Source organism: Brachybacterium sp. B718/18, assembly GCF_055454375.1.
Window position 1 is genome coordinate 774,288 of the sequence record NZ_JBVDDO010000001.1, and the last position, 26,797, is coordinate 801,084.

The following is a 26,797-nucleotide window of genomic DNA, read 5'->3' on the forward strand; positions in this document are numbered from 1 at the left end:
CCGCACGACATAATGGTGACGTGAGTACTGCGACCCTGCCTGAGCGCCCCGCCGCCGCCCTGCCGGCGGTCGGCCGACCCAACCCGACGCAGATCGGCACGATCGTCTGGCTCGCGAGCGAGCTGATGTTCTTCGGCGGCCTGTTCGCGATGATCTTCACCCTCCGCTCGATGGTCCCCGAGACCTTCGCGGACGGCCAGGCCCACTTCACGCACGGCTTCGCCCTGCTGAACACCGTGATCCTCGTCGCGAGCTCCTTCACCTGCCAGATGGGCGTGTGGATCGCCGAGGGCCGCCTCCCGGGCGGCCGCACCTTCACCCCGCGCAAGCACCGCACCGGCTCGATCGTCAACATCGCCCGCTGGGGCATGGTCGAGTGGTACATCCTCACCTTCGCCATGGGTGCCGTGTTCGTCTCCGGCCAGGCCTTCGAGTACGCGGAGCTGGTGCACAAGGGCGTGACGCTGTCGTCCTCGCCCTTCGGCTCGGTGTTCTACCTCTCGACCGGCTTCCACGGACTGCACGTCCTCGGCGGCCTGATCGCCTTCCTGATGGTCCTGATGCGCGCCTTCGCCGCGGACTCCTTCTCGCAGCACGAGCAGGTCTCGGCCATCTGCATTTCGTACTACTGGCACTTCGTGGACGTGGTGTGGATCGTGCTGTTCTTCATCGTCTACCTGCTCGATCCGCTGTCCACGCTGCTGAACGGCGACCACATGGTGCCGGTCGACTTCGTCTGGAGGCTGTTCTGATCCCCGGTCGGATCCCGCCCCTGGGACCGCGGTCCGCGCCCGCTCCCTCCCCCGACTCCCCCCTCTCGCCCGTCTCGCCCGTCTTCCTCCTCCACGAAACGAGGTCCGAACCGTGAAGGCACTCGCCGCCCGACGTCATCATCCGATGGCGCTCCTCGTGATACTGCTGCTCGCGCTCGTTGCGACCGGCGGGCTGTACGCCGCCTTCCAGCCGCAGTCGGCGCAGGCCGAGGCCTACACCCAGGACGATGTGGAGGCCGGAGAGGCGCTCTTCCTCGCCAACTGCGCGACCTGCCACGGCCGCAGCGCCGAGGGCCTCCAGGATGCCGACGGCTCGACCCTCGGCCCCTCCCTCATCGGCGTCGGCGCCGCCGCGGTGGACTTCCAGGTCGGCACCGGCCGCATGCCCATGCAGTCCTCCGGTCCTCAGGCGCAGCGCAAGCCCGCGCAGATGAACGAGGAGCAGACCCGGCAGCTCGCCGCCTACGTCGCGTCGCTGGGCCCCGGCCCCGCGGTGCCCGACGAGGAGTACCTCGACACCTCCCTCGGGGACGCCGAGCGCGGTGGCGAGATCTTCCGCATCAACTGCGCCATGTGCCACAACGCCGCCGGCGCCGGCGGTGCCCTCACCCGCGGCAAGTACGCCCCGGAGGTGACCGGGCTCGAGGCCAAGCACGTCTACGAGGCGATGGAGACCGGCCCCCAGAACATGCCGGTGTTCAACGACACCAACCTGTCCCCCGAGGACAAGCGCGACGTCATCGCCTACCTGGAGGCGATCGATGAGGTCGGTTCGCCCGGCGGCATCTCCCTGGGCTCCCTCGGTCCCGTCACCGAGGGTCTGTACGCCTGGACCATCGTCCTGTCCCTGCTGACCGCCTGCGCCGTGTGGCTGGGGGCGAAGGCCAAGTGAACGCGAGCATGAACACCAACCTCGATGGCACCAACCCTGCGCGCGGCGTGAGCGCTGTCGCGCCCAAGGAGGACGGCGGCTTCCCGAACCCGGGACTGCCCCCGCACGTCCACCGTCAGGCGGATCACTCCCGGACCGCGGAGAAGCGCGCCGAGCGCCTCGTCGCCGGCATGTTCCTGCTTTCGGTGCTAGGGACCGCGGTCTTCATCGCCGCCTACTTCCTGGTCACGCCGACCGGGCGGAACATCTTCGCCGAGCAGGGCACCCCCAGCGCCCTGTGGTGGTCGAACCTGGTCACCGGGCTCGGCCTCGCGATCGCCGTCTTCTTCATCGGCGCCGCCGCCGTGCACTGGGCCAAGACGCTCATGCCCGACGAGGAGATGGTCGAGGAGCGCCACGACATCCGCAGCTCCGAGGAGACGCGCGAGGTCGCCGCCGGCATCATCACCGACGGCTTCGCGGAGTCGGGCATCGCCCGTCGACCCGTGATCGTCACTGCCATGGTCGCCGCCTTCGCCGCGCTCCCCATCGCGGTCCTCGCACCGCTGTCGACGCTCGGCCCGCTGCCGGGCAACAAGCTCCACCACACCTTCTGGGGCCACAACCCCGGCCAGCGCCTGGCGCGGGACCACGACGGCACCCCGATCAAGCTCTCCGACGTGGCGATGAACTCGATCTTCCACGTGATGCCGGAGGGGCTCACCGAGGAGACCCCGCACTTCCTCGAGGAGCGCGCCAAGGCGGCGGCGGTCATCGTCCGCATCGACCCGAAGCTCGCCAAGAACGAGGAGAGCATGAGCCAGGGCGTCCAGGGCGTCCTCGCGTTCTCCAAGATCTGCACCCATGTCGGCTGCCCCGTCGCTCTCTACGAGCAGCAGACGCACCACATGCTGTGCCCCTGCCACCAGTCCACCTTCGACGTCACCGACGGCGCCAAGGTGATCTTCGGCCCGGCCCACCGCCCGCTCCCCCAGCTGCCGATCGAGGTCGATGACGAGGGCTACCTCGTCGCCCCCGGCGACTTCAACTCGCCCATCGGTCCCAGCTTCTGGAACATCCACAAGGACCGGTGACCCCCATGACCACCACCACCTCCCGCTCCCCGAAGGCCGCCGCGGCGGCGAACGGCACCTCGCGCATCCAGAAGCTGGGCGCGGTCGGCGGCGACTGGCTCGACCAGCGCACCTCCGGCGGCGGCTTCGTCCGCTTCATCGCGCGCAAGATCTTCCCCGACCACTGGTCGTTCATGTTCGGCGAGGTCGCGCTGTACAGCTTCGTGATCCTCCTGATCTCGGGCGTCTTCCTCACGATGTTCTTCGACCCCTCCATGGAGGAGGTCATCTACACCGGGCCGTACGAGCCCTTGCAGGGCGCTCACGTGTCCCGCGCGTTCGAGTCGACGATGCAGATCTCCTTCGAGGTCAAGGGCGGCCTGCTCTTCCGCCAGATGCACCACTGGTCCGCGCTGGTGTTCATGGTCGCGATCTTCGTGCACATGTTCCGCGTGTTCTTCACCGGGGCCTTCCGCAAGCCGCGCGAGCTCAACTGGCTGGTCGGCTTCGCCCTCATGGTCCTGGGCATGGTCGCCGGCTTCACCGGCTACTCGCTCCCCGACGACGTCCTCTCCGGCAACGGTCTTCGCGTGGTCGACGGCCTGATGAAGTCGATCCCGGTGGTCGGCACCTACATCTCGATGCTGCTCTTCGGGGGCGAGTTCCCGGGCACGCAGATCATCCCGCGCTTCTTCACCATGCACATCCTGCTGGTGCCCGCGCTGATCCTCGGCCTGATCGCGATCCACATGGTGCTGCTCGTGCTGCACAAGCACACCCAGTACCCCGGGCCCGGCCGCACCGAGCGCAATGTCGTCGGCTTCCCCGTCTTCCCGGTGTACGCGGCAAAGGCCGGCGGCTTCTTCTTCCTGGTCTTCGGCATCATCACCCTCATCTCGGCGACGACCTCGATCAACGCCATGTGGGTCTACGGCCCCTACGACCCCTCCCCCGTGTCCGCCGGCTCGCAGCCCGACTGGTACATGCTCTGGACCGACGGCGGCCTCCGCCTCATCCCGGGGTGGGAGTTCACCATCTTCGGCTACGTGATCTCGCTGAACATGCTGATCCCGATGGCCCTCTACGGCGGGATGCTGGCCGTCCTGGCTCTGTACCCGTTCATCGAGGCCTGGGTGACCGGTGACGATCGAGAGCACCACCTCAACGACCTCCCGTACAACGCCCCGGTCCGTACCGGCCTCGGCGTCGCGTGGATCAGCATGTACATCATCCTGGCGCTGGCTGCGTCCAACGACCTCATCGCGATCGCACTGCACCTCTCGATCAACGACCTCACCTGGGCGTTCCGGATCGGCATCTTCGTGATCCCGGTGCTGCTGTTCTACGTGACGAAGCGGCTCTGCCTGGCGCTGCAGCGCCAGAAGCGCGAGCTCGTCCTGCACGGCCGCGAGACCTCGCGCATCGTCCGCACCGAGACCGGCGACATGATCGAGATCCACGCGCCGCTCAACGAGTACGACCGCTGGGTCCTCGTGCAGCATGACGATTACCGTCCGCTGCAGGCCGGGAACGGCGTCTCCTCGCTCCGTGCGAAGGCGACGAGCTTCTTCTTCAAGGACCGCATCGAGCCGGTCTCCCCGGCGGAGCTGCGTGAGGCCATGGAGCATGCCGGGCACGAGCGCCACGTCATCGACGAGCTCACCGGCGGCGATTACCGGACCCCGGCGGAGAAGGCCAGCCACTGAGGCCGTCCCCTCCCCCATCCTGACGAGGGCCCGAGAGCATCTGCTCTCGGGCCCTCGACATGTCGGTCAGCGCGCGGCGACAGGGCTCGCACGGCGCAGGGTCAGCGCTCGACGGACGGAGCATCCGGGCAGGCGAGCGTCACTCTCCAGCGCAGAGGGGACGTCAGCGCATCGCGGGCGCGAGGCGCGCTGCCTTACCCACGCAGTCAGAGGAACCTCAGTGCAGCACGGGGCTGGTCCGCCGCGGAGGCGTCTCTCCGCGTCCGGCAACCGCCTCGACGAGGAACCGCGCCGCGACGAGACTGAGCCGTCGGTCGGCTCGTCGGAGTTCCCGGAGGGAGCGCAGCTGTTGGGCGGACGGATCGAGACCGCGGACCGCGAGGATCTCGCGAGCCCACGCCAGCGCGCGGTCCAGGGCGTCGTCGTCCGCGAACAGTCCACGGACCTCGCGCTCTGCGCGCCCGGCCGGGTCGATGCTGCCACCGATCATCGTGGCCCCTCCTGTCATGAGCGGCATGCAGGAAGATGCCGCGCGGCCCGGAGGGGACAGCAGGTCCGCGTGTCCGCTCCGTCGCCCACGCTAGCACCGGGGGGCCCTCGGCTCGGGGAGACAGCAGGAATGCCTCAGTCCGCCCGCCGCACAGCCGACTGAGCGGTGCGTGCGGTACCAAGCACCGTCTGCATACATCGTTATTTGACAGTTTTCGCTAGTACGCCCTGGAGCGACAGGTGCTCCCTGGACCCAGCGCGCTCCGGGAACCGGGCGCGGTCCCTGGACCGAGCGTGCTCCGAGGAGCGGGGCGTTCTCCCTGGACTGAACGTGTCCCGAGAACCAGGCGTGCTCCCTGGACCGGGCGGATTCCGAGGAGCGGGGCGTCCTCCGCCGGCCGGGTGTGCTCCGCGGACCGAGCGTGCCTCGCGGCGAGGGCGCCCGCGGGTGACTCAGCTCCCCCACCCACACGCGCCGCACCCCCGCATCGGAGATCCGGTACGGGGGTGCGAGGAGCGTGAGGCGAGCTGCCGCCTCAGTGCTGGTGCTGGCCGACGGAGAACTCGAGGACCCAGCTGATGATGCCGTAGATGACGAACACGACGCCGATAGCGAGGATCCACCAGCCGGCGGCGACGCCGAGGAAGGCCATCGCGCATCCGATGGACAGCCACAGCGGTGCCCAGCTGTACGGGGCGAAGCTGCCCTGCACACCGGCCTCGTCGGAGACCTCGGCGTTCTCGTCACCTGCGGCGCCCTGATCATGCTTGCGCAGCGTGATCGTCATGAGAACGGCGATCATGAAGCTCAGACCCGAGGTCGCGAGGATCGCCGGGAAGCCCGCGCCCTCGATGCCCATCGGCTCATAGCGCCAGGTGAGATAGCCGTAAGCGGCACCGACGACGAGGAGGAAGACGCCGAGGATGTAGAAGATCTTGGCAGCGGCCTTCATGTCAGTTGCTCCTGGGGTGCTCGATGGGCTCCGCGTGCAGCATGTGGTCCTGCAGGCCGACCTCCGGGTGGTGGAGGTCGAAGGCGGGACGCTCCGAACGCACACGGGGCAGGGAGTGGAAGTTGTGGCGCGGCGGCGGGCACGACGTCGCCCACTCGAGCGAGGCGCCGTAGCCCCACGGATCGTCGACCGCGATCTTCTTGCCCTTGATGTGGGTGAGGACCACGTTGAGCAGGAAGGGCAGGGTCGAGGCGCCCATGATGAACGCACCGACGGTCGAGATCTGGTTCAGCCAGGTGAAGTCGTCCTCGGCAAGGTAGTTCACGTAGCGGCGGGGAGCGCCGAGCACGCCGAGCCAGTGCTGGATCAGGAACGTCATGTGGAAGCCGATGGTCAGCAGCCAGAAGTGCAGCTTGCCGATGCCCTCGGAGAGCTTGTAGCCGAACATCTTGGGCCACCAGAAGTAGAAGCCCGCGAACATCTCGAACACCACGGTCCCGGCCATCACGTAGTGGAAGTGCGCGACCACGAAGTAGGTATCGGACAGCGGCCAATCCAGCACCGGCGAGGAGAGGATGACGCCGGTGAGACCACCGAAGATGAAGGTGGTGAGGAAGCCGAGGGTGAACAGCATCGGCGTCTCGAAGGTCAGCGACCCTCGCCACATGGTCCCGATCCAGTTGAAGAACTTCACGCCCGTCGGCACCGCGATGAGCATCGTCATGAAGGCGAAGAAGTCCAGCATGACCGCACCGGTGGTGTACATGTGGTGCGCCCACACGGTGACGGAGAGGGCCGCGATCGAGATGGTCGCGCCGATCAGCGTCTTGTAACCGAAGATCGGCTTGCGGGAGAAGACCGGGATGATCTCCGAGGCGATGCCGAAGAAGGGCAGCGCGAGCACGTACACCTCGGGGTGGCCGAAGAACCAGAAGAGGTGCTGCCACAGGATCGGGCCGCCGTTCTCCGGGTTGAAGACCTGCGCGTCGAAGCGACGGTCGGCGCCGAGCGCCAGCAGGGCGGAGGCCAGGGGCGGGAAGGCCATCAGCACCAGCACACCGGTGATCAGCACGTTCCACGTGAAGATCGGCATGCGGAACATGGTCATGCCGGGCATGCGCATGCAAAGGATCGTGGTGATGAAGTTGACCGAGCCGAGGATCGTGCCGAATCCCTGCAAGGCGAGGCCGAAGACCCAGAGATCACCACCCAGTCCCGGCGTGAACGTGGTGTCGGACAGCGGCGCATAGGCGAACCAGCCGAAGGACGCGGCACCCTGCGGGGTGAGGAAGCCGGCGACCACGATCAGAGAGCCCCAGAGCGTGATCCAGAAGGCGAACATGTTCAGACGCGGGAACGCCATGTCCACGGCGCCGATCTGCAGCGGCACCAGGTAGTTCGCGAAGCCGTTGAACAGCGGGGTGCCGAACATCAGCAGCATGATCGTGCCGTGCATGGTGAACAGCTGGTTGTACTGGTCCTTCGAGACCACGACCTGGAGGCCGGGCTCCCACAGCTCGGTACGGATGCCGAGCGCGAGCAGGCCTCCGAAGGCGAAGAAGGCGAAGGCCATGCCCATGTACATCTTGCCGATCAGCTTGTGATCGGTGGTGGTCAGAAGCTGGAAGAACTGGCTGCCCAGGCTGTGCTTCCGCTGCTCGACGAATCGCGCCGGGCGCGCGGGCGACGCGGTGACGGTCTCGGCGCTCACTCGTTCTCTCCCTCGGTGGAGGTGGACTCGGAGTAACGGGGGCCCGCGTCGTCGTGACGCTCGCGCATGCTCCAGTCCTCCTGGTTGCGGTTGAGGTCCACGCCCAGCTGGCCGTCGTAGCCCTGGTCGCGCAGTTCCTGCATGTGGGCGTCGAACTCCTCCTGGGAGACGACCTCGATGTTGAAGAGCATGTCCGAGTGGTACTCGCCGCACAGCTCGGCGCACTTGCCGGCGTAGGTGCCCTCACGGGTCGGGGTCACCTGGAAGGTCGTGGTGTGCCCGGGGATCATGTCCTTCTTGTAGAGGAAGTCCACGACCCAGAACGAGTGGATGACGTCGCGCGAGTCCAGGCGGAACTCAACGGTCTGGCCGACCGGGAGGTACAGGGTCGGCAGCGTCTCGGCCGCCCCCTCCTCACCGGTGGCGAAGGACTGCACGCCCGCGGGCTCGTGGACGTCGGCCTCGACGTAGTTGAAGTCCCAGCTCCACTGCTTGGCGACGACGTTCACGGTGACGTCGGGCTCGGCGACGTGCATCTCGACCTCTCGCGCGTCCCGCTGCGTGAAGTAGAAGAAGGTGAGCACCATGACGACGGGGACGAGCGTGAACATCAGCTCGAGCGGCACGTGATAGCGCAGCTGCGTCGGGAAGCCGGTGTCGTTCTTGCGGCGGCGGTAGGCGATCGCGCACCAGATGGTCAGGCCCCACACGATCAGACCCACGATGATCAGCACGGCCCACGAGCCGACCCACAGGTCGGTGATCATCCCGGTGCGGTCGGTGACCTCGCCGTCGGAGTATCCGGGCAGGAAGCCTCGCAGCTGCTGGTCCGTGCAGCCCGAGAGGACCAGGACGGCCAGGGCGAGTCCTGCGGCCAGAGCGCGACGTCCGTGCCGCGAAGGCTTGGGAACCTGGGGGATCACAGGGAATGACCTTCCGCTCGTCGGCCCCGCTCTCCGGCACCGGTTCCGCGTCAGGCGGATCCGGCTCCGAGGAGCGGAGTGGGTACTGATGTGGGCGGGGACATGCCCACAGTGCCGCGCCCGCTCCGGGGAGCGGGCCGGGCCGGACCGAGGGGTCCGACTCTTGACGGCACCCCGTCATCATACGGCCTCCGAGCGGCGGTTTCGCCCACGGCGCGCCCCTCTCCGGATCCGTCACCGCACCGTGATCGGGGCACCTCGCTCCCCAGGCACGCGACGGGCCCGTTCCCGTGACACGTTGATCATTGGGGACGGGCCCGTCGGGCGCCTCTGCCGTGGGCGGCGGGGCGGATGCTGCGGAGTTGACTCAGGCGAAGGAGTCGCCGCACGCGCAGGAGCTCTGGGCGTTCGGGTTGTCGATCGTGAAGCCCTGCTTCTCGATGGTGTCCGCGAAGTCGATCACGGCGCCGGTGAGGTACGGGCTGGACATCTTGTCCACCACGACCTCGACCCCGGAGAAGTCGACGACCAGGTCGTCGTCCATCGTCCGCTCGTCGAAGTACAGCTGGTAGATGAGGCCCGAGCAGCCGCCGGGCTGCACGGCGATCCGCAGGCGGAGGTCGTCGCGGCCCTCCTGCTCCAGCAGGGACGAGACCTTGCCGGCGGCGACGTCGGTGAGGGTGACGCCGTGCGCCGCGGTGGGACGCTCGGTGGTGGGGGTGGTCATGCGGTCCTCCTCGAAGCTCTGGTCCCGCCAGGATACGCCTCGGCACCTCGCCGTGGTGAGTGGGCCCGCCCACGCGTGCGGTCGGAGCTCGACGGGACTCGACGGCGCTCCGGGCCTCAGAGCACCCCACGGAACGCCGCGAGGAGCATCACTCCGCCGTAGCCGAGGACGATGCCGAGTACCGCGGCGGTAGCGGCATCGCGGCTGCGTCCGGCGAGCACGGCGGAGAAGGCGCCCAGGAGCACCGCGGCGACGACGAGCAGGCCCCACCAGAGGCCGAAGTAGCCGGCCAGGAAACCGAGCACGAGCGTGCCGGTGAGCAGCGGGATCGTCAGCGGGGAAACGGGGGTCGACCCTCCCGGCGCCTGCTCGGTCCCCTTCTCGGATCTCGCGGCGGGGCTCATCGGTCCTCCCGTCGGAGATCGCCCGCACGGAGCAGCAGCAGCGCCTCGGCCAGGCACACCCTGGCGAACTCGCCGAGGTGCAGCGACTCGTCGATCCCATGGGCGCGGGACTCGGGATCCTCCACGCCGGTGACGAGGACGTCGGCCGCGGGGAACACCTCGAGCAGATCCGCGATGAAGGGGATCGAGCCGCCCAGACCGGTGTCCACCGCGGGACGACCCCAGGCATCGGCGAGCGCCCCGCGGGCGAGCTCCATCGCCGGGGAGTCCTGGCGCGCGCTGTAGGGCCGGCCCTGCTCGCCGCGGTGCACGGTGACCTGGGCGGCCGCGGGGGCGTGCGCCTCGAGATGGGCGACGAGCGCGTCCATCGCGGCCGCGGGCTCCTGGCCGGGCGGGATGCGCAGGGAGACCTTCGCCCTCGCCACGGGGACGAGCGTGTTGGACGCGTCGCGGACCGTCGGGGCGTCGATCCCGATGACGGACAGCGCGGGCCTCGTCCACAGCCGGGCGGCGATCGATCCGGTCCCGGAGAGCGGGAGCCCCGCGGGGACGCCGGCATCGCGCCGGTAGTCCTCCTCGGTCATCTCGACCTCGGGGTCCGCGGCGCGGACCAGGCCGGGAATCGCGACCTCGCCGTTCTCGTCGTGGAGCGTCGCGAGGAGCCGGGCGAGCTGGGTCGGAGCATCGAGGACCGGACCCCCGAAGAGCCCGGAGTGGACCGCCTGCTCGAGCACCCGCACCTCGACGACGGCGTCGACCACGCCGCGCAGGCTCGTGGTCAGCGCCGGGACGCCGACAGCCCAGTTCGCGGAGTCGGCGACCACGATGAGGTCGGCGGCGAGGGCGTCCCGGTGCGCCTCGATGAAGGGCCGGAAGGTCGGCGAGCCCGCCTCCTCCTCCCCCTCGACGAAGACCGTCACGCCGATGCCCCCCGCGGAGAGCTCTTCGCCGACCAGGCGCAGCGCGGTCACGTGCGCCATGACGCCCGCCTTGTCGTCGGCGGCGCCGCGGGCGTACAGCCGCTCGCCGCGGCGGGTCGGCTCGAAGGGCGGCGTGGTCCACTCCGCAGGGTCACCCGTCGGCTGGACGTCGTGGTGCGCGTAGAGCAGCACGGTGGGGCGGCCGGGGGCGGCGGGTCGACGACCGATCACGGCAGGGGCCCCACCGGCGACCGACTCGAGGCTCACCTGCTCCAGACCCGCGCCGCGGAGCAGCTCGGCGACAGCCTCGGCGCTGCGCTGCACGGGCTCGCGGTCGTGGCCCGGGAAGGCGATCGAGGGGATGCGCACGAGCGCCTCGAGATCCTCGATCGCCTGCGGGAGGAGCGCGTCCAGGCGGGTGCGGAGGGCGTCGGGATCGGACGCGGCGCCGACGGGGGCGGTGTGCTGGGGGTCCTGCGGAGTCGTCATGGACCCAACCTACCGCCGCCGTCGAAGTCCCCTCCGAGAGCCGACGGCCGCGCACCGCCGTCCTGCGTGGCCGCCCGTGCAGAGAGGTCCCCGGCGAACCGCCTAGAATGCCCCGGTGATCTTCCGGAAGTCCGACTCCTCTCAGCCCTCGCAGCCCTCCGAGCCGACGCCTCCCGTGCGTCCCGGCTCCAAGGGCCGCCCCACCCGGTCCCGCAAGGAGGCCGAGGCGGCACGTCGGCGCCCGCTCGTGGTCGACGACCGCAAGGAGGCCCGTCGTCGCGATCGGGAGCGGGCGAACCAGCAGCGCATCGAGTCCCAGCAGGCCCTGATGACCGGCGATGAGAAGAAGATGCCCGCGCAGCATCGCGGTCCGCAGCGCCGCCTGGTGCGCGACCTCGTCGACTCCCGTCGCAACGTCGGCGAGCTCTTCTTCCCGGTTGCGCTCGTGATCATGCTGATCGCCCTGGTGCTGCCCTTGGTGCGCCCCGATCTCACGGCCGTCATGAGCACCGCGATGCTGGTGGTCCTCTGGGGCGGCATCGCCCTGTGCGTGGTGGACGGCTTCCTCATCCGCCGCCTGCTGCGGCGCCGGCTCGAGGCGGAGTTCTCGGACGTCGAGCGGGGTCTGGTCGGCTACGGAATCATGCGCGCGATCCAGATCCGCCGCTTCCGCCTGCCCCGCCCTCAGGTGAAGCACGGCGAGGTGCCGCTGCGCTGAGCGCGCCCGACGTCCGCGAACGAACTGCGGCCCTCACGTTCGACGTGCGGGCCGCAGTTCGTTCGGGGGCTCCCGGGGGTCAGGCGTCGGCCTCCTGCGTCGCCTCGGCCGGCTTCTCGCCCTTCGCGGCGGGCTTGGCGTCGACACCCGCCTCCTTGCGCTGCTGCGGGGTGATCGGTGCCGGAGCGGCGGTGAGCGGGTCGTAGCCGTTGCCGGTCTTCGGGAAGGCGATGACCTCGCGGATCGACTCCTCCCCGGCGAGCAGGGCCACGATGCGGTCCCAGCCGAAGGCGATGCCGCCGTGCGGCGGGGCGCCGAACTGGAAGGCGTCGAGCAGGAAGCCGAACTTCTCCTGCGCGTCCTGCTCCCCGATGCCCATCACCTGGAAGACGCGCTGCTGCACGTCCTGGGAGTGGATACGGATGGACCCGCCGCCGATCTCGTTGCCGTTGCAGACGATGTCGTAGGCGTAGGCGAGGGCGCTGCCGGGATCGGTGTCGAAGGTGTCGAGGAACTCGGGCTTCGGCGAGGTGAAGGCGTGGTGCACCGCGGTCCAGGCACCCCCGCCGACGGCGACATCCCCGGCCGCGCGGGCGTCGGCCGCCGGCTCGAACATCGGCGCGTCGACGACCCACACGAAGGCGAAGGCGTCGTGGTCGATGAGGCCGAGGCGCTCGGCGATCTCGCCGCGCGCCGCGCCGAGCAGGGCGCGGGAGCTCTTCGGCTCGCCCGCGGCGAAGAAGACGCAGTCGCCGGGCGCGGCGCCGGTGGCCTCGAGCAGTCCCGCCTTCTCCGCGTCGGAGATGTTCTTGGAGACCGGGCCCGTGAGCGAGCCGTCCTCCTGCACCAGGACGTAGGCGAGTCCCTTCGCACCGCGCTGCTTCGCCCACTCCTGCCAGGCGTCGAGCTGCCGACGGGGCTGGGAGGCGCCGCCGGCCATCACCACCGCGCCGACGTAGGGTGCCTGGAACACGCGGAACGGGGTCTCGGCGAAGTACTCGGTCATCTCGACCAGCTCGAGGTCGAAGCGCAGGTCGGGCTTGTCCGAGCCGTAGCGGCGCATCGACTCCGCATAGGTGATCCGCGGGATCGGGGTCGTGATCTCGTGTCCGGCGGTCGCCCACACGTTGGTGAGGATCCGCTCGGCGAGCGCGATCACGTCCTCCTGGTCCACGAAGCTCATCTCGATGTCGAGCTGGGTGAACTCGGGCTGGCGGTCCGCGCGGAAGTCCTCGTCGCGGTAGCAGCGGGCGAGCTGGAAGTACTTCTCGATGCCGCCCACCATCAGCAGCTGCTTGAACAGCTGCGGGGACTGCGGCAGCGCGTACCAGGAACCGGGAGCGAGGCGCGCCGGGACCAGGAAGTCGCGGGCGCCCTCGGGGGTGGAGCGGGTCAGGGTCGGGGTCTCGACCTCGACGAAGTCCTGGTCCAGCAGGGTGTCGCGGGCGGCACGGTTCACGGCCGAGCGCAGCCGCATCGCGCGGGCGGGGCCCTGGCGGCGCAGGTCGAGGTAGCGGTAGCGCAGTCGCGTCTCCTCGCCGACCTCGGTGTGCTCGTCGAGCTGGAAGGGCAGCGCCGCCGAAGCGGAGAGCACCTCCACCCCGGTCGCGGTCACCTCGACCTCGCCCGTGGGCAGCGCCGGGTTCTCGTTGCCCTCGGGGCGCCGGTCGACGCTGCCGACGACCTTCAGCACGTACTCGTTGCGCAGGTGCATCGCCTCGTCCTCGCGCACGACGACCTGGGCGACGCCGCTCGCGTCGCGCAGATCGAGGAACGTCACGCCGCCGTGGTCACGGCGACGGCCGATCCAGCCGGTGAGGGTGACGGTCTGTCCGATGTGCTCCGAGCGGAGCTCGCCGGCGGTATGGGTGCGCAGCACGAGGTGTCCTTCACGATGGGGTCCAGGGGTCCACGCCGCCGCCGGCGTGGAGAACCCAGCCTACCGCGGAGGGTGAGCGATCTCGCCCGGGGCGGCCTGGCCCTCGCCGGGGGCGCCCCCGTACAGTGGACCCTCGTGCGACCTGCGATCACGCAGGTCTGGTTCGCCCCTTGTCGCTAGTGCCCCGCCCTGGAAGGCGGGAGATGCCGTTCGCGATGTGTCGGGGCGCTCATGTCCCGCGATCTCGCGAGGACCGCATCCCCCACTATCCGAGGACGCCATGAACGACGTTTCCCCTGCCCAGAATCCTGCCGTCGAGGACGAGAGCACGCCTGCCGCCTCCGTGGAGAGCACCGTCCCCGCCCAGGACTCCACCGAGGGCGACGCCCCGTCGGCGTCCGAGGCCCCTGCCGAGCCCGCGGCCCCCGCGAAGGCGGAGGCTGAGGCTGAGGCAGAACCCACGTTCGACGACATCGACCTGCCCCCGGCGCTGCGTCGCGCGGTCGATGACCTGGGCTTCACCCGCCCCTCCGCGATCCAGGCCCGCGCGATCCCCGCTCTGCTCGAGGGCAGTGACGTGATCGGCGTCGCCCAGACCGGTACCGGCAAGACCGCGGCCTTCGGCCTCCCCCTCCTCGCCGCGGTCGACCCCTCACTCCGCGAGGTCCAGGGCCTCGTCCTGGCCCCCACCCGTGAGCTCGCGATGCAGGTCGCCGACGCGATCTCCTCGTTCGCCACCTCGATCGGCGGCCTCGAGGTCGTCGCCGTCTACGGCGGTTCCCCGTACCACCCGCAGGAGCGGGCCCTCGCCCGCGGCGCCCAGGTGGTCGTCGGCACCCCCGGCCGCGTGATGGACCACATGCGCCGCAACACGCTGCGCCTGGACACCGTGCGCTTCGCGGTGCTCGACGAGGCCGACGAGATGCTCCGGATGGGCTTCGCGGAGGACGTCGAGGAGATCCTCTCCCACTCCCCCGCGACCCGTCAGGTCGCCCTGTTCTCGGCGACCATGCCGCCCGCGATCGAGCGGGTCGCCCGCGACCACATGCAGGATCCGGTGCGGGTGAGCGTCACCCCGCAGTCCTCCACGGTCAAGAGCGTCCACCAGACCTTCGCCGTGGTGCCCTTCAAGCACCGCACCGGCGCGCTCGCCCGGGTGCTCGCGACCTCGGAGGCCGAGGCGGCGATCGTCTTCGTCCGCACCCGTGCCGCCGCCGAGGAGGTCGGCTCGGCGCTCGTCGCCCGCGGCGTGATCGCCGCGTCGATCAGCGGCGACGTCCCCCAGAAGGAGCGCGAGAAGATCGTCGAGCGCCTGCGCGACGGCTCCCTGCAGGTCCTGGTCGCGACCGACGTCGCGGCCCGCGGCCTCGACGTCGAGCGCATCGGACTGGTCGTCAACTTCGACGTCCCCCGCGAGCCCGAGGCCTACGTCCACCGCATCGGCCGGACCGGCCGTGCGGGGCGCTCCGGCGAGGCGCTAACTTTCATCGGCCCCCACGAGCGTCGCGCGCTGAAGAACATCGAGCGCGCCACCAAGCAGACCCTCGAGGAGGCGGTCATCCCCACGCCGCGGGATGTCTCCAAGCACCGCCTCGCGACCCTGCTCACCCAGGTCCCCGAGCGCCGCGAGCGCGGCCGTCTCGAGCTCTACCGCGAGCTCGTGGGCGAGTTCGTGACCGAGCAGGGCATCGATCCGCTCGAGCTGGCCGCCGTGCTCGGCGCGATGACCGTCGGCGACGAGGGCCCCGGCGCCCCGACCGAGGACGAGGAGTTCACCCAGCAGACCGGGCGCTTCGAGCGGGACGACCGCCGGGACGACCGTCGCGGCGGGGACCGGTTCGACCGCGGGGACCGCGGCTCCTCGCCCCGCACCGAGGCCGGCTACACCTCCTACCGCCTCGGCATCGGCCACTCCCACGGGGCGCGCCCGCCGGCCATCGTCGGCGCGATCACCGGCGAGGGCGGCCTCGACGGCAAGGACGTCGGCAAGATCCAGATCTTCGGCAGCTTCTCGCTGGTCCAGATCCGCGGCGGTCTCGACGACGAGCAGATGGGGCGCATCGGCAAGGCTCGCGTGGGCGGCCGCGCGCTGCGCATCGGCCCGGACTCCGGCCCCCGCGGCGGCAAGGGCGACCGGGGCGACCGCGGCTCCGACCGCGGTGGCTTCCGCTCGGGCGGCGACCGTGGTGATCGGGGCGATCGGGGCGGCCGACGCTTCGAGGACCGCCCCCGCCGCGACGGCGGGAAGTTCGACGCCAAGCGCAAGGGCTTCCGCCGCTCCCACGAGGGCTGAGACCAGCACGCGGCCCGGCATCCTCGGGATGCCGGGCCCGTGAGACGCAGAGGACCCCGCACCGTTCGGTGCGGGGTCCTCCGTGCTGTGGCGCTCTCGGCGCCGACGAGGCGGTGGGCTCAGCCCTGCTGCTCGGCCTGGGCGTCGGCGTAGGCCTTGCGGACCTCGTCCATGTCGAGGTTCTTCACCTGGCCGATGAGGTCCTCGAGGGCCGACTGGGGCAGCGCGCCGGCCTGGGAGAAGACCGGGATGCCCTCGCGGTAGGCGACGAGGGTCGGGATCGAGGTGACGCCGTAGCGCATCGCCAGCTGCTGCTGGTCCTCGGTGTCGACCTTCGCGAAGGTCACGTCCTCGTGCTTCTCGGACGCCTCGTCGAAGATCGGGGCGAAGCGCTGGCAGGGAACGCACCAGCCCGCCCAGAAGTCGATCAGGACGATGCCGTCCTCGACGGTGGTGTCGTGGTTCTCGGTGGTCAGGGTGACGGTAGCCATGTGCGCTCCAACGTCGTAGGGCTCGAAGTCATTCCCACTCTCTCACGGTGTGGGCCAGGCCATCGACAGCGGTGAGGAGACCCACTCCTCAGGCGTCCGCGGACGGGGCGGCGACCACGCGGACCAGCCGGTCCTCGGCGGGCGCCTCCCAGGTGTTGGCGTCGGCCGGGGCCTGCTCACCGCTGCGGATGTCCTTCACCTCGTCCGCGGCGCCGTCGGCGCCGGGGAACCAGACGAAGGGGATGCCGCGGCGGTCGGCGTAGCGGATCTGCTTGCCAAACTTCGCGGCGGTGGGCGCGACCTCGCAGGGGATGCCACGGGCGCGCAGGGCCCGGGCCACGGCCTCGCTCCGGCCGCGGCTCTCCTCCTCGCCGACGGAGACCAGCACGCAGGTGGGCACCGACCGGGTGGGGACGGCGATCCCCGTCGACAGCATCCGGGAGACCAGCCGGGACAGTCCGATGGACAGCCCCACCCCGGGATAGGTGTGGCGGTTGTCCGCCGCGAGACGGTCATAGCGGCCGCCGGAGCAGATCGAGCCGAGCGACTCGTGGCCCTCGAGGAAGCTCTCGAAGACGGTCCCCGTGTAGTAGTCGAGCCCGCGGGCGATCGACAGGTCGGCGAGGATCATCCCGGGGACGGCGGCCTCGACCCGCTCGATCACCGCGGTGAGCTCGGCGATGCCCTGCTCGACCATCTCGCCGGCCCCGCCGAGATCGCGCACCTGCTCGCCGAAGGAGGCGTCACGGGTGCGGATGGAGGCGAAGGCGAGGGCGCGATCGGCCTGCTCCGCGCTCGCGCCCGACTCGTCGACGAGCAGCGTCCGCACCGCCTCGGCACCAATCTTGGGAAGCTTGTCGAGGGCGCGCAGCACCGCGGTGTGGTCCTCGAAGCCGATCGCGCGGAAGAAGCCCTCGGAGAGCCTGCGCGTGTTCGCGTGGATGCTCACCTGCGGCAGCGGCAGCCGGGAGAGGATCTCCGCCATCACGATCGCGACCTCCGCCTCGACGTGCCCGGGCAGGGAGTCCTGTCCGATCACGTCGAGATCGGCCTGGTAGAACTCGCGGAAGCGGCCGTCCTGCGGGCGCTCCCCGCGCCACACCTTCTGGATCTGGAAGCGTCGGAAGGGGAAGGAGAGATCGTTCTGGTGCTCGAGGACGTAGCGGGCCAGCGGCACCGTGAGGTCGAAGTGGAGCCCGAGGGTGCGGGAAGCGTCGGCGCCGGAGCCGTCGCCGCCGTCGTCCTCGGCGTGGAGGCGGCGCAGGACGTACACCTCCTTGTCGATCTCCCCCTTGCGCAGCATCTGCTCGAGGGGCTCGACCGCCCGGGTCTCGATGCCGGAGAACCCGTGCAGCTCGGCGACCTCGCGGAAGACGTCCATCACGTGCTGCTCCACGAGCCGCTCGGCGGGGAGCCACTCGGGGAATCCGGACAGGGCGGCGATCTTCGCCATGCGGGGCACATCCTTCTCGGTCGCGGAAGACGGGAGCACCCATTATCGCCCGGACCTCCCGTGGGCACCGCGCGGACCGTGGCGAGCAGGCGCCCGCGCCCCTGTAGAGTTCCGTGACGTGGTTCTCCCCGGTCGGGGCCAGGACCCCGTACCCGCCCGGCCGTCCCCGCGACGGCAGTGTCCCGCCCCGCAGCGGATCCCTTCGAAGGAGCTCAATCGTGAGCGAGTCCGAGACTCCCGTCCCCGTCTCCACCCCCGCCGATCCGGCCGCCACGACAGAGGCCGCGGCCGCGGCGGGGTCGACGCCGGAGACCGCGCCCCCGGGCGAGACCGCCCCGAGCGTCGAGGCTCCGGCGGACGAGACCGCCGCTGCCGCACCCGCGGATCCGTCGGCCGAGCAGACCGAGCCCGCCGAGCCGACCGAGTCCGCCGAGCCGACCGTGACCGCTGACGCGGTGGACGCTGCCGCTGCCGACGCGCCCGAGGCCCCGGCGACGCCCGCCGCCGCCCCGCGTCCGTCGGCCCCGAAGCCCGGCCTGCCCTCCCCCGCCGCGCTCGCCGGCCGACGGGCCGCCGCGCCGCTGGTCCCGATCGCTCCTCCGGTCTCCACGCACGATCCCGAGGCCGTCGCCGCCGCCCGTGCCTTCGGCACCCTCGGCGAGGACGGCACCGTCTCCGTGCAGGACGGCACGCAGGTCCGCGCGGTCGGGACCAGCACCGAGTCCGATCCGGAGAAGGCGCTGGAGCCCTTCGTCCACGCCTACCTCGACCTGGTCGCCTTCCTGGACCTCACCCAGTCGACCCTCAACGCCCCCGAGCACACCCAGAACGAGCTCAACCGGCTCCTGGAGAACCTGCGCAAGAACATGAAGGAGCCGCGGGTCGTCGGCGACATCCCGGCGCTGCGTGCGCGCGCCCACGAGCTGCGCGAGAACGCCAAGGAGAAGATCCAGGCGCTCGAGGCGAAGCGGGCCGAGGGGCGCGCAGAGGCGACCCGGCGCCGCACCGAGTTCGTCGAGTCGATCGAGGCTCTCGTCGCGACCGATCCGGAGCAGATCTCCTGGAAGAGCGCCGGCGACACCATGCGCCAGATGGTGCCGACCTGGAAGCAGATGCAGTCCGAGGACGTCTCCCTGGACCGTCCCACCGAGGAGGCGCTGTGGAAGCGGCTCTCCGCCGCGCGCGCGACCTTCGACCGCCTCCGCAAGCAGTTCTTCTCGCAGCTCGACGAGCGGCACTCCGAGGCGGCCACCGTCAAGGAGCAGCTCATCAGCCGCGCCGAAGCCATGCAGGACTCCACCGATTGGGGTCCGACGGTCCGCGCGTACAAGGACCTGATGGACGAGTGGCGCGCCGCCCCACGTGGCAGCCGCAAGAAGGACGACGCGCAGTGGAAGCGGTTCAAAGCCGCCCAGGACGCCTTCTTCGCCGCCCGCAACGCGGATCTCCACGAGACCGAGGCCGAGCAACGCAAGAACCTCGAGGTGAAGGAGTCCCTGCTGGTCGAGGCCGAGGCCATCGACCCGGTGAAGGACCTCGACGCCGCCAAGGCCGCGCTGCGCTCGATCCAGGACCGCTGGGAGGAGGCGGGGAAGGTGCCGCGCGCGGACATGCGCCGCGTCGACGACCGCCTCCGCGCCGTGGAGCGTGCCGTGAAGGACGCCGAGCAGGCCGAGTGGCGACGCACCGACCCGCGTACCAAGGCGCGTGTCGAGGGGGCGTCCTCGCAGCTGCAATCGGCGATCGCCTCGTACGAGGAGGCCCTCGAGAAGGCCCGCGCGGGCGGCGATCCGAAGAAGATCGCCGCGGCCGAGGCCGCCCTCGAGGCCCGCAAGGAGTGGCTCGCCGTGATCGAGCGCTCGGCTCGCGACCTCGGCTGACCCCTCGCCCGGGGCGCGCCCGCACGGTCGCGTCCGCGGGCCGGGATCCTTCCTCCCCCGCCCCGCTCCGTCCACAGCGACGGGCGGGGCGTTGCCGTCCGCCGGGTCGCTTGCCACGCTCGGTCCATGATCTCCGTCGCTCCAGCCTCCCCGGATCCGCCGACGGCATGGGATCCCCCGGTGTTCGTCCGGCTGGGTCTCTGCGCCGCCTGGTCCTCCCATGCCGCTGAGCTCGCGGTCCCGCTCGGGGCGCAGCTCGAGCGCTGGCCGGAGAGCCCGGCCGTGGAGTCGATGGTGCGGGACGGTCTGCTCACCCGGATCCTGCCGGGCGTGCTGATGCCCCCGGATCTCCTCTCCGGCGCGATCTCGCGGGTCCTGGCCCTCGGCTGCGCGCTCGGCGAGCACCTGCACTCCACGCAGGTCGTGGCGGGCGCCTCCGCCGCCTGGGTGCTGCTCGGGGGGACGCCGCCCCACCCGGCAGAGCTGCTCTCCTCCGCGCACCGGATGGTCCTCTCCGGCGTGGTGGTGCGCACGGCCCGGCTGCTCCCCCGGGAGGTGGAGACTCTCGGCGGTGCGCCGCTGACGGTGCCGACCCGCACCTGCGTGGATCTGCTGCGCTTCGCTCCGGCCGAGAGCGCGGCGGCGCTCGTCGGCGCGCTGCTCGAGAGCGGTCACGTCACCGAGGCCGAGATCGCTGGCAGTCTGGGGCGGATCTCCTCGCGTCATCCCGGGCTGGCGCAGGCGCGGCTGCGCTTCGAGACCCTGGAACGGACCGGTGCAGCGGCGGCGGCGTGAGCAGCGGGGCTTTCCCCGCAGCGGGACTCACCCCGCGGCGAGAGGCTCCCCCGCATTGACGGCCTTGCCGTCGGCCGTGACCCGGTACACGTCGAACACGCCCTCGACCCGTCGCACCTGCGAGAGGACCGACTGCAGATGCGAGGGATCCGCGAGCTCGAAGGAGAAGAACGCCGTGGCGAGCCGGTCCGAGTTGGTCTGCGCCGAGGCGGACTGCAGGTTGACCTGCTGCTCGGCGACGACCATGGCCAGATCGGTGAGCAGCCGGGGCCGGTCCAGCGCCTCGACCTTGATGTGCACGAGATAGGCGGTGCTGTGCCGACCCGACCAGGTCACCGCGACGATCCGATCCGGCTGCTGCTCCCGCAGCTGCAGGGCGTTCGTGCAGGTCGCGTGGTGGACGGAGATCCCCGATCCGCGGGTGACGAAGCCGACGATCGGATCGCCCGGAACCGGGGCGCAGCACTTGGCGAGCTTCACCCACAGATCCGACTGGCCGTCGACCACGACGCCCTGATCGGTGTCCGCGATGTGCTGCGCCGAGCGCGAGGGCCGCGACTTCGCCCGCGAGGGCAGCGTCATCTCGGCGACGTCCTCCTCGGCGCCGATGGTGCCGCCGAAGGAGGCGCGCAGGCGCTCCACGACGTGCTGGGCGCTCGTGTGCCCCTCCCCGATCGCGGTGTAGAGCGAGTCGACGGACGGCAGGTTCAGATCCGAGGCGACCGTGGCGAGGGTGTCGTGCGTGAGCAGGCGCCGCATCGGGAGGTCCTGCCGACGGAGCGCCTTGGCGAGCTCGTCCTTGCCCCGCTCCAGCGCCTCCTCACGACGCTCCTTCGAGAACCACTGGCGGATCTTGCTGCGCGCCCGCGGCGACTTCACGAACCCGAGCCAGTCCTGGCTCGGCCCGGCCTCCGGGGACTTCGAGGTGAACACCTCGACCACGTCACCGGTGGATAGAGTCGACTCGAGGGACACCAGACGGCCGTTGACGCGGGCGCCGATGGTGCGGTGGCCGACCTCGGTGTGGACGCTGTACGCGAAGTCGACTGGGGTCGAGCCCTGCGGCAGGGCGAGCACGTCCCCCTTCGGGGTGAAGACGTACACCTCCTGCGTGGTGATCTCGAAGCGCAGCGAGTCCAGGAACTCGCCGGAGTCGGTCGTCTCCTTCTGCCAGTCCATCAGCTGGCGCAGCCACGCGTCGTCGTTCCCGATCGGTCGGGTCTCCCCGCCGCTGGGCTGCCCGGCCATGGCCTTGTACTTCCAGTGCGCGGCGACACCGTACTCGGCGCGGCGGTGCATCTCCCAGGTGCGGATCTGGATCTCCACCGGCTTGCCGGTGGGTCCGATGACCGTGGTGTGCAGCGACTGGTAGAGGTTGAACTTCGGCAGCGCGATGTAGTCCTTGAACCGGCCCTGCACCGGGGACCAGCGGGCGTGCAGCGTGCCGAGCACCCCATAGCAGTCCTGGACCGTGTCGACCAGGACCCTCACGCCCACCAGGTCGTAGATGTCCGCGAAGTCCCGGCCGCGCACGATCATCTTCTGATAGATCGAGTAGTAGTGCTTGGGGCGCCCCGTGACCTCCGCCTTGATCCGCGCCTTGCGCAGATCCTCGAGGATCTGCGACGAGACGGTGCGGAGGTACTGGTCGCGCGCCGGGGCGTGCTGCGCGACGAGGGCCACGATCTCGTCGTAGACCTTGGGGTAGAGCACCTGGAAGGAGCGGTCCTCGAGCTCCCACTTCATGGTGTTCAGCCCGAGCCGGTGCGCGAGCGGAGCGTAGATCTCCAGGGTCTCCTTGGCCTTGCGCTCCGCGGAGGCGGCCGGCACGTACTTCCAGGTGCGCGCGTTGTGGAGACGGTCGGCGAGCTTGATCAGCAGCACCCGCACGTCGCGGCTCATCGCGACGATCATCTTGCGGACGGTCTCGGCCTGGGCGGCCTCCCCGTAGGTGACCTTGTCGAGCTTGGTGACGCCGTCGACCATCACCGCGATCACCTCGCCGAACTCCTCACGGAGCCGGTCGAGGGAGTAGTCGGTGTCCTCGACCGTGTCGTGCAGCAGCGCGGCGGCGACGACGTCCGCCGGGGAGCCGAGCTCGGCGAGGATCGTCGCGACCGACACCGGATGGGTGATGTACGGGTCCCCGCTCTTGCGCATCTGGCCGCGGTGGGCCTGCTCGGCGACGGTGTACGCCCGCTGCACGAGGGCGAGGGACTCCTTGGGGCTCGCCGCGGCCATGGTCTCCAGCAGCGGGGCCAGGAGCGGGTCGGTCACGGCAGCCGCGCGGCCGCCGAAGAAGGACAGCCGCGAGCGGGCGCGGCGCGGCAGGCTGCTGGGAGCGCTCCCCGTATCGGCCCCGGAGGGCGCGGTCGAAACGGGCGAGGCCGGTGTTCCCGGAGTGGCGGGCGCGGTCCCCTCCCGGGTCGCCTCGATCTCGGCACCCGGCCTCGTGGTCCCGCTCTGCTCCTGCACTGCGCACCTCCTGCTGGGAGGTCAAGTCTACGCACGCCCCGGGGTGGTCGCGTCCACGACAACTCGCTGGCGGATCAGCGGATCAGTTCGGGAAGGACCAGACCGCCGAGACGGGCACGTCGCCGAGCTTCTCCCGCCCGTTCAGGCCCACGAGCTCGATGAGGAACGTGGCCCCCAGGATCTCGGCGCCGAACTGCTCCGCGAGCGCCACGGTCGCGGCGGCCGTCCCGCCGGTCGCCAGCAGGTCGTCGACCACGAGGGTGCGGGCCCCCGCAGGGAGGGACCCCTCGGGGATCTGGATCACGGCGCTGCCGTACTCGAGGTCGTACTCGAGGGTCGCCGGGTTCCCGGGCAGCTTGCCCGCCTTGCGCACGGGGACGAAGCCCGCGCCGATCTCGTAGGCGAGCGGGGCGCCGAGCACGAAGCCACGGGCCTCGGTGCCGACGACGTACTCGATCCCCTCGGGGAGCCTGCTCGCCCAGTGGCGGATCACCGCGCGCAGTGCCGCACCGTCGCGCAGCAGGGGCGTGATGTCGCGGAAGAGCACTCCCGGCTGCGGGAAGTCCGGATACTCGGCGATGTGGGTGCGGCGGAGCTCCTCGATCACTGCGGGGTCCACGGCGCCCTCCGAGTGCTCAGGGATGCCAGGGTGCTCAGGGGTGACGGTCATCGCTGTCCTCGTCGATCGGAGATGCGCCGCCGGCGGGTGGTCCGACGGGGCTGGGTGCGGGGAGCCGCGGGGCGGGATACGCGGGTCGAGTCGGCGGCCCCACCGGCCGCGGCGGTCTCGACCTCGTCCGCCTCCTCGTCGTCGTCCTCGTCCTCGTCCCGCACGCGCTCGCGCCCGAGGCCGTCGTCGGGGTCCTCGACCCGCGGCGCCGCCTGCACGACGGTGCCGGAGCGACGTGCCCGCTCGACGCGAGCGGTGTGGGCCCGCAGCTCGCTCTCGCCGCGCCGGAGGTCCACGAGCAGGCCCGGAGCGAGGAAGACCGAGGAGTAGGTGCCGGCGAGGATGCCGATGAAGAGTGCCAGCGAGATGTCCTTCAGCGTGCCGGCACCGAGCAGGAAGGCACCGATCACCAGGATCGAGCCGACGGGCAGCAGCGCCACCACGGAGGTGTTGATCGAGCGCACCAGGGTCTGGTTCGCCGCCCGCTCCACCTGCTCGGCGAAGCTGTGGCGCGTCTGCTGCAGGAGCCCCGCGGTGTTCTCGCGGACCTTGTCGAACACGACGATGGTGTCGTAGAGCGAGTAGCCCATGACGGTGAGGAAGCCGATCACCGCGGCCGGGGTGATCTCGAAGCCGCTGACCAGGTAGACGGCCGCCGTGACGAGCATGTCGTGGACCAGGGCGATCAGCGCCGCCGCGGAGGACTTCAGGTTGCGGAAGTACACCGCCATGGTGATCGCGACCAGCGCGAGGAAGACGACCACGCCGCGCAGCATCTTCTGTGTGATGTCGCCGCTCCACACCGGACCGATGTACGAGGTGGAGACGGCGTCGACCTCCACCCCGTAGGCGTCGGCGAGGTCGGCGGCGAGCTCCGCGGTCTGGGTCGAGTCGAGCTGGTCGGTCTGGACCCGGAGGGTGTTCTGGCCGAGCACCGTGATCTTCGGCTCGGAGTCGGGGAGCACCTCCCGCACGACCTCGCGGGCGGAGGTCTGCTCGGTGTCCGCGACCCCGGCGACCTGGAACTCGGAGCCGCCGGTGAACTCGATGCCCAGGTTCGGGCCGCGGAGCCCGGCGAGGGAGCCGAGCACCACGAGGACGATGACGCTGATCAGGTACCAGGTGCGGCGTCGACGGACGATGGGGACGACGCGTCGACCCTCGTGCAGGTCGTTCCCGAGACGGGACAACACGGCGGTCATCGGCCCTCCTCCTCGGTGGTCTCGGCGCTGTCGGCGCTGGTGCTGTCGGGGTCCGGCGTCGGACCGACGGGATCCTCCCCCGCGGCCCGCGTCTCGGCGGCCTCACGGGCGAGCCGCGCCTTGCGGGCGGCGAGGGGCTCCCGCTCGACGGTCCCCTCCTCCACCCGTCCGCGACGGGCCGGGCGCTCCGCGACCGAGCGGAAGCGTCCGCGGCCCGCATAGGCGGGGACGTCCCGGCCCAGCAACGCCGGATCGAGACCGCTCAGCGGATGGCCCTTCCCGAAGAAGCGGGTCCTCACGAGGGACTGCAGCAGCGGGTGGGTGAACAGGAAGACGACCACGAGGTCGAGGATGGTGGTCACGCCGAGCACGAAGGCGAAGCCGCGCACACCGCCCGTGGACAGCGCGTACAGCACCACGGCGGCGATCAGGTTCACCGCGTCGGAGGCGAGGATGGTCCGCTTGGCCCGGTCCCAGCCGTGGTCGACGGAGGCGACGATCCCGCGCCCCTCGCGGATCTCGTCGCGGACCCTCTCGAAGTACACGATGAAGGAGTCGGCCGTGAAGGCGATCGCGACGATCAGGCCGACCACGCCCGCGAGGGACAACCGGTAGCCGATCTCCGGGATGTTCGAGAGGACCGTGAGGATGCCGTAGGTGAGGGCGCCCATGACGAGCAGGCTCGTCGTGGTCACGATCGCGAGCACGCGGTACTGGAAGAAGGCGTAGACGACCACGAGGGCGAGGCCGATGAGCCCCGCGATCAGGCCCATCTCGAGCTGGTCGCTGCCGAGGGTCGCGGAGATCTGCTGCTCCGAGGCGACCTCGAACTCGAGCGGGAGCGCACCGAAGCGCAGCTGGTCCGCGAGCTGGCTGGCCTGCTCCTGGGTGAAGCTGCCGGAAATGGAGGCCTCACCGTTCGGGGAGGGCTCCTGCACCTGGGGCGAGGAGATCACCAGGCCGTCGAGCACGATGGCGAACATCGGGCTCGCCCCCTCGCCGTTGTACAGCGCGGAAGTCATGTCCGAGAAGGCCTGCGCACCGGAGTCCTGGAAGGACATGTTCACCACGAAGTACCCCGTGGCCTGGCCGGTGGGGGTGGTCTCGGAGCTGACCTGGGCGTTCTGGATCGAGGATCCGGCGACCACCTCGGGGCCGAGCAGGAACTTCTGGGTGCCGTCCGGGTCGCAGGCGACGACGGCCTCGTCCGGGGCCGCGTCCGCCATCTTCTCCTGCTGGGCACGGGGATCGGTGCAGTCCGCGGTCATCAGCTCGGTCTGCAGCTCGGGGGTGAGCCAGTCGAGCGACCACGCGGGGTAGGCCAGCTCGCCCTCGGCGGGCGGGGCGAGCGAGGCGTCCTCGCCGAGGGTGCCGGAGAACTTCTGCTCCGCGGGGTCGACGGGCGGGGCGGAGCTCTCCTCCGTCGCCTCGCCCGCGCCGCCGGCGTCGGAGGCGCCGCCTGCGTCGGACTCCCCACCGCCGTCGGACGCCGCAGGATCACCGGAGCCCTCGGGCGCCACGATCCCGAGCACGGGCCGGAAGGACATCGACGCGGTCTGGCGCAGCGCCTGCGAGGTGGCCTCGTCGAGCTGGCCCGGCACGTCGATGACGATGTTGGTGCCGCCCTGCACGGTGATCTCGGTCTCCGCCACGCCCATGGCGTTCACGCGCTGGGCGATGATCTGCCGCGCCTGCTCCATGGCGGTGGGATCGATCGCCGCGCCGTCGCTGGACTGCGCCTGCAGGATGATCTGGGTCCCGCCCTCGAGGTCGAGGGCGAGCTTCGGGGCCGGTTCCCAGCCGCCCTTCCAGACTCCGGCGCCGATCCCGCCGCCGAGCAGCAGGATCAGCAGCGCGAGGGCGAGGAGGGCGATACGGCGTGCGGGCATGGAGAGGCGATCC

Annotated in this window: 22 protein-coding genes; 8 read left to right on the forward strand and 14 right to left on the reverse strand. The window is 70.8% G+C overall.

Annotated elements, in window-relative coordinates; translation table 11 throughout:
- Positions 1–20: 20 nt before the first annotated feature.
- The 4 genes from ctaE (at position 21) to qcrB (ending at position 4,423) form a co-directional block, all read left to right on the forward strand.
- On the forward strand, positions 21–752 hold the full coding sequence (gene ctaE / locus ACZCAH_RS03700) for an aa3-type cytochrome oxidase subunit III (RefSeq protein WP_464339769.1): 732 nt from the start codon (positions 21–23) through the stop codon (positions 750–752).
- Positions 753–864: 112 nt separating this feature from the next.
- Entirely contained in the window at positions 865–1,665 is an 801-nt protein-coding gene (qcrC, locus tag ACZCAH_RS03705; protein WP_464339770.1) for a cytochrome bc1 complex diheme cytochrome c subunit, read from the forward strand.
- 8 nt (positions 1,666–1,673) lie between these two features.
- On the forward strand, positions 1,674–2,738 hold the full coding sequence (qcrA, locus tag ACZCAH_RS03710) for a cytochrome bc1 complex Rieske iron-sulfur subunit (protein ID WP_464339771.1): 1,065 nt from the start codon (positions 1,674–1,676) through the stop codon (positions 2,736–2,738).
- Between the two features lie 5 nt (positions 2,739–2,743).
- Entirely contained in the window at positions 2,744–4,423 is a 1,680-nt protein-coding gene (gene qcrB / locus ACZCAH_RS03715) for a cytochrome bc1 complex cytochrome b subunit (protein ID WP_464339772.1), read from the forward strand.
- 217 nt (positions 4,424–4,640) lie between these two features.
- Here qcrB and ACZCAH_RS03720 read toward each other — a convergent pair whose 3' ends face one another.
- The 7 genes from ACZCAH_RS03720 to ACZCAH_RS03750 form a co-directional block, all read right to left on the reverse strand.
- Positions 4,641–4,913, reverse strand: coding sequence for a hypothetical protein (locus ACZCAH_RS03720; protein ID WP_464339773.1), 273 nt, complete (start codon positions 4,911–4,913; stop codon positions 4,641–4,643).
- Positions 4,914–5,448: 535 nt separating this feature from the next.
- A complete protein-coding gene (locus tag ACZCAH_RS03725; protein WP_329748500.1) occupies positions 5,449–5,865 on the reverse strand; it encodes a cytochrome c oxidase subunit 4 in 417 nt (138 codons plus the stop codon).
- A gap of 1 nt (position 5,866) precedes the next feature.
- Complete coding sequence (gene ctaD / locus ACZCAH_RS03730) at positions 5,867–7,507, reverse strand: aa3-type cytochrome oxidase subunit I (RefSeq protein WP_464339810.1); 1,641 nt, start codon at positions 7,505–7,507, stop codon at positions 5,867–5,869.
- Positions 7,508–7,572: 65 nt separating this feature from the next.
- Complete coding sequence (gene ctaC / locus ACZCAH_RS03735) at positions 7,573–8,499, reverse strand: aa3-type cytochrome oxidase subunit II (protein WP_464339774.1); 927 nt, start codon at positions 8,497–8,499, stop codon at positions 7,573–7,575.
- A gap of 367 nt (positions 8,500–8,866) precedes the next feature.
- Positions 8,867–9,226: an iron-sulfur cluster insertion protein ErpA gene (erpA, locus tag ACZCAH_RS03740; protein WP_329746879.1), complete on the reverse strand. Its 360-nt coding sequence runs from the start codon at positions 9,224–9,226 to the stop codon at positions 8,867–8,869.
- A 116-nt stretch (positions 9,227–9,342) separates the two neighbouring features.
- Positions 9,343–9,630 (reverse strand): hypothetical protein, encoded by a 288-nt coding sequence (locus ACZCAH_RS03745; protein WP_464339775.1) that lies wholly within the window; start codon positions 9,628–9,630, stop codon positions 9,343–9,345.
- The gene (locus ACZCAH_RS03750) at positions 9,627–11,039 is read right to left on the reverse strand and encodes a M20/M25/M40 family metallo-hydrolase (protein ID WP_464339776.1); all 1,413 of its coding nucleotides are present in this window, start codon (positions 11,037–11,039) and stop codon (positions 9,627–9,629) included. The genes ACZCAH_RS03745 and ACZCAH_RS03750 overlap by 4 nt, the downstream gene beginning before the upstream one ends.
- A gap of 115 nt (positions 11,040–11,154) precedes the next feature.
- Here ACZCAH_RS03750 and ACZCAH_RS03755 point away from each other — a divergent pair, with 115 nt between their 5' ends.
- Positions 11,155–11,757, forward strand: a complete 603-nt coding sequence (locus ACZCAH_RS03755; protein ID WP_464339777.1) for a DUF3043 domain-containing protein — start codon at positions 11,155–11,157, stop codon at positions 11,755–11,757.
- Positions 11,758–11,836: 79 nt separating this feature from the next.
- On the opposite strand, the gene aspS is transcribed toward ACZCAH_RS03755, so the two are convergent.
- Positions 11,837–13,636 carry an aspartate--tRNA ligase gene (gene aspS, locus ACZCAH_RS03760; RefSeq protein WP_464339778.1) on the reverse strand — a complete coding sequence of 600 codons (1,800 nt, stop codon included), beginning with the start codon at positions 13,634–13,636 and terminating at the stop codon, positions 11,837–11,839.
- Positions 13,637–13,916: 280 nt separating this feature from the next.
- On the opposite strand from aspS, the gene ACZCAH_RS03765 reads away from it, so the two are divergent.
- A complete protein-coding gene (locus ACZCAH_RS03765) occupies positions 13,917–15,929 on the forward strand; it encodes a DEAD/DEAH box helicase (protein ID WP_464339779.1) in 2,013 nt (670 codons plus the stop codon).
- 119 nt (positions 15,930–16,048) lie between these two features.
- Here ACZCAH_RS03765 and trxA read toward each other — a convergent pair whose 3' ends face one another.
- Entirely contained in the window at positions 16,049–16,420 is a 372-nt protein-coding gene (gene trxA, locus ACZCAH_RS03770; protein WP_464339780.1) for a thioredoxin, read from the reverse strand.
- Between the two features lie 88 nt (positions 16,421–16,508).
- Complete coding sequence (gene hisS, locus ACZCAH_RS03775; RefSeq protein WP_464339781.1) at positions 16,509–17,873, reverse strand: histidine--tRNA ligase; 1,365 nt, start codon at positions 17,871–17,873, stop codon at positions 16,509–16,511.
- 218 nt (positions 17,874–18,091) lie between these two features.
- Here hisS and ACZCAH_RS03780 point away from each other — a divergent pair, with 218 nt between their 5' ends.
- Positions 18,092–19,753: a DUF349 domain-containing protein gene (locus ACZCAH_RS03780; RefSeq protein WP_464339782.1), complete on the forward strand. Its 1,662-nt coding sequence runs from the start codon at positions 18,092–18,094 to the stop codon at positions 19,751–19,753.
- A gap of 126 nt (positions 19,754–19,879) precedes the next feature.
- A complete protein-coding gene (locus ACZCAH_RS03785; RefSeq protein WP_464339783.1) occupies positions 19,880–20,548 on the forward strand; it encodes a hypothetical protein in 669 nt (222 codons plus the stop codon).
- Between the two features lie 27 nt (positions 20,549–20,575).
- On the opposite strand, the gene ACZCAH_RS03790 is transcribed toward ACZCAH_RS03785, so the two are convergent.
- The 4 genes from ACZCAH_RS03790 to secD all read right to left on the reverse strand — a co-directional run bounded on the left by ACZCAH_RS03790 (position 20,576) and on the right by secD (position 26,784).
- Positions 20,576–22,789, reverse strand: coding sequence for a RelA/SpoT family protein (locus ACZCAH_RS03790; RefSeq protein WP_464339811.1), 2,214 nt, complete (start codon positions 22,787–22,789; stop codon positions 20,576–20,578).
- Between the two features lie 316 nt (positions 22,790–23,105).
- Positions 23,106–23,693, reverse strand: a complete 588-nt coding sequence (locus ACZCAH_RS03795; protein ID WP_464339784.1) for an adenine phosphoribosyltransferase — start codon at positions 23,691–23,693, stop codon at positions 23,106–23,108.
- Positions 23,690–24,895 carry a protein translocase subunit SecF gene (gene secF, locus ACZCAH_RS03800; RefSeq protein WP_464339785.1) on the reverse strand — a complete coding sequence of 402 codons (1,206 nt, stop codon included), beginning with the start codon at positions 24,893–24,895 and terminating at the stop codon, positions 23,690–23,692. The genes ACZCAH_RS03795 and secF overlap by 4 nt, the downstream gene beginning before the upstream one ends.
- Positions 24,892–26,784: a protein translocase subunit SecD gene (gene secD / locus ACZCAH_RS03805; protein WP_464339786.1), complete on the reverse strand. Its 1,893-nt coding sequence runs from the start codon at positions 26,782–26,784 to the stop codon at positions 24,892–24,894. Before secD ends, secF begins: the two co-directional genes overlap by 4 nt.
- Positions 26,785–26,797 lie beyond the last annotated feature (13 nt).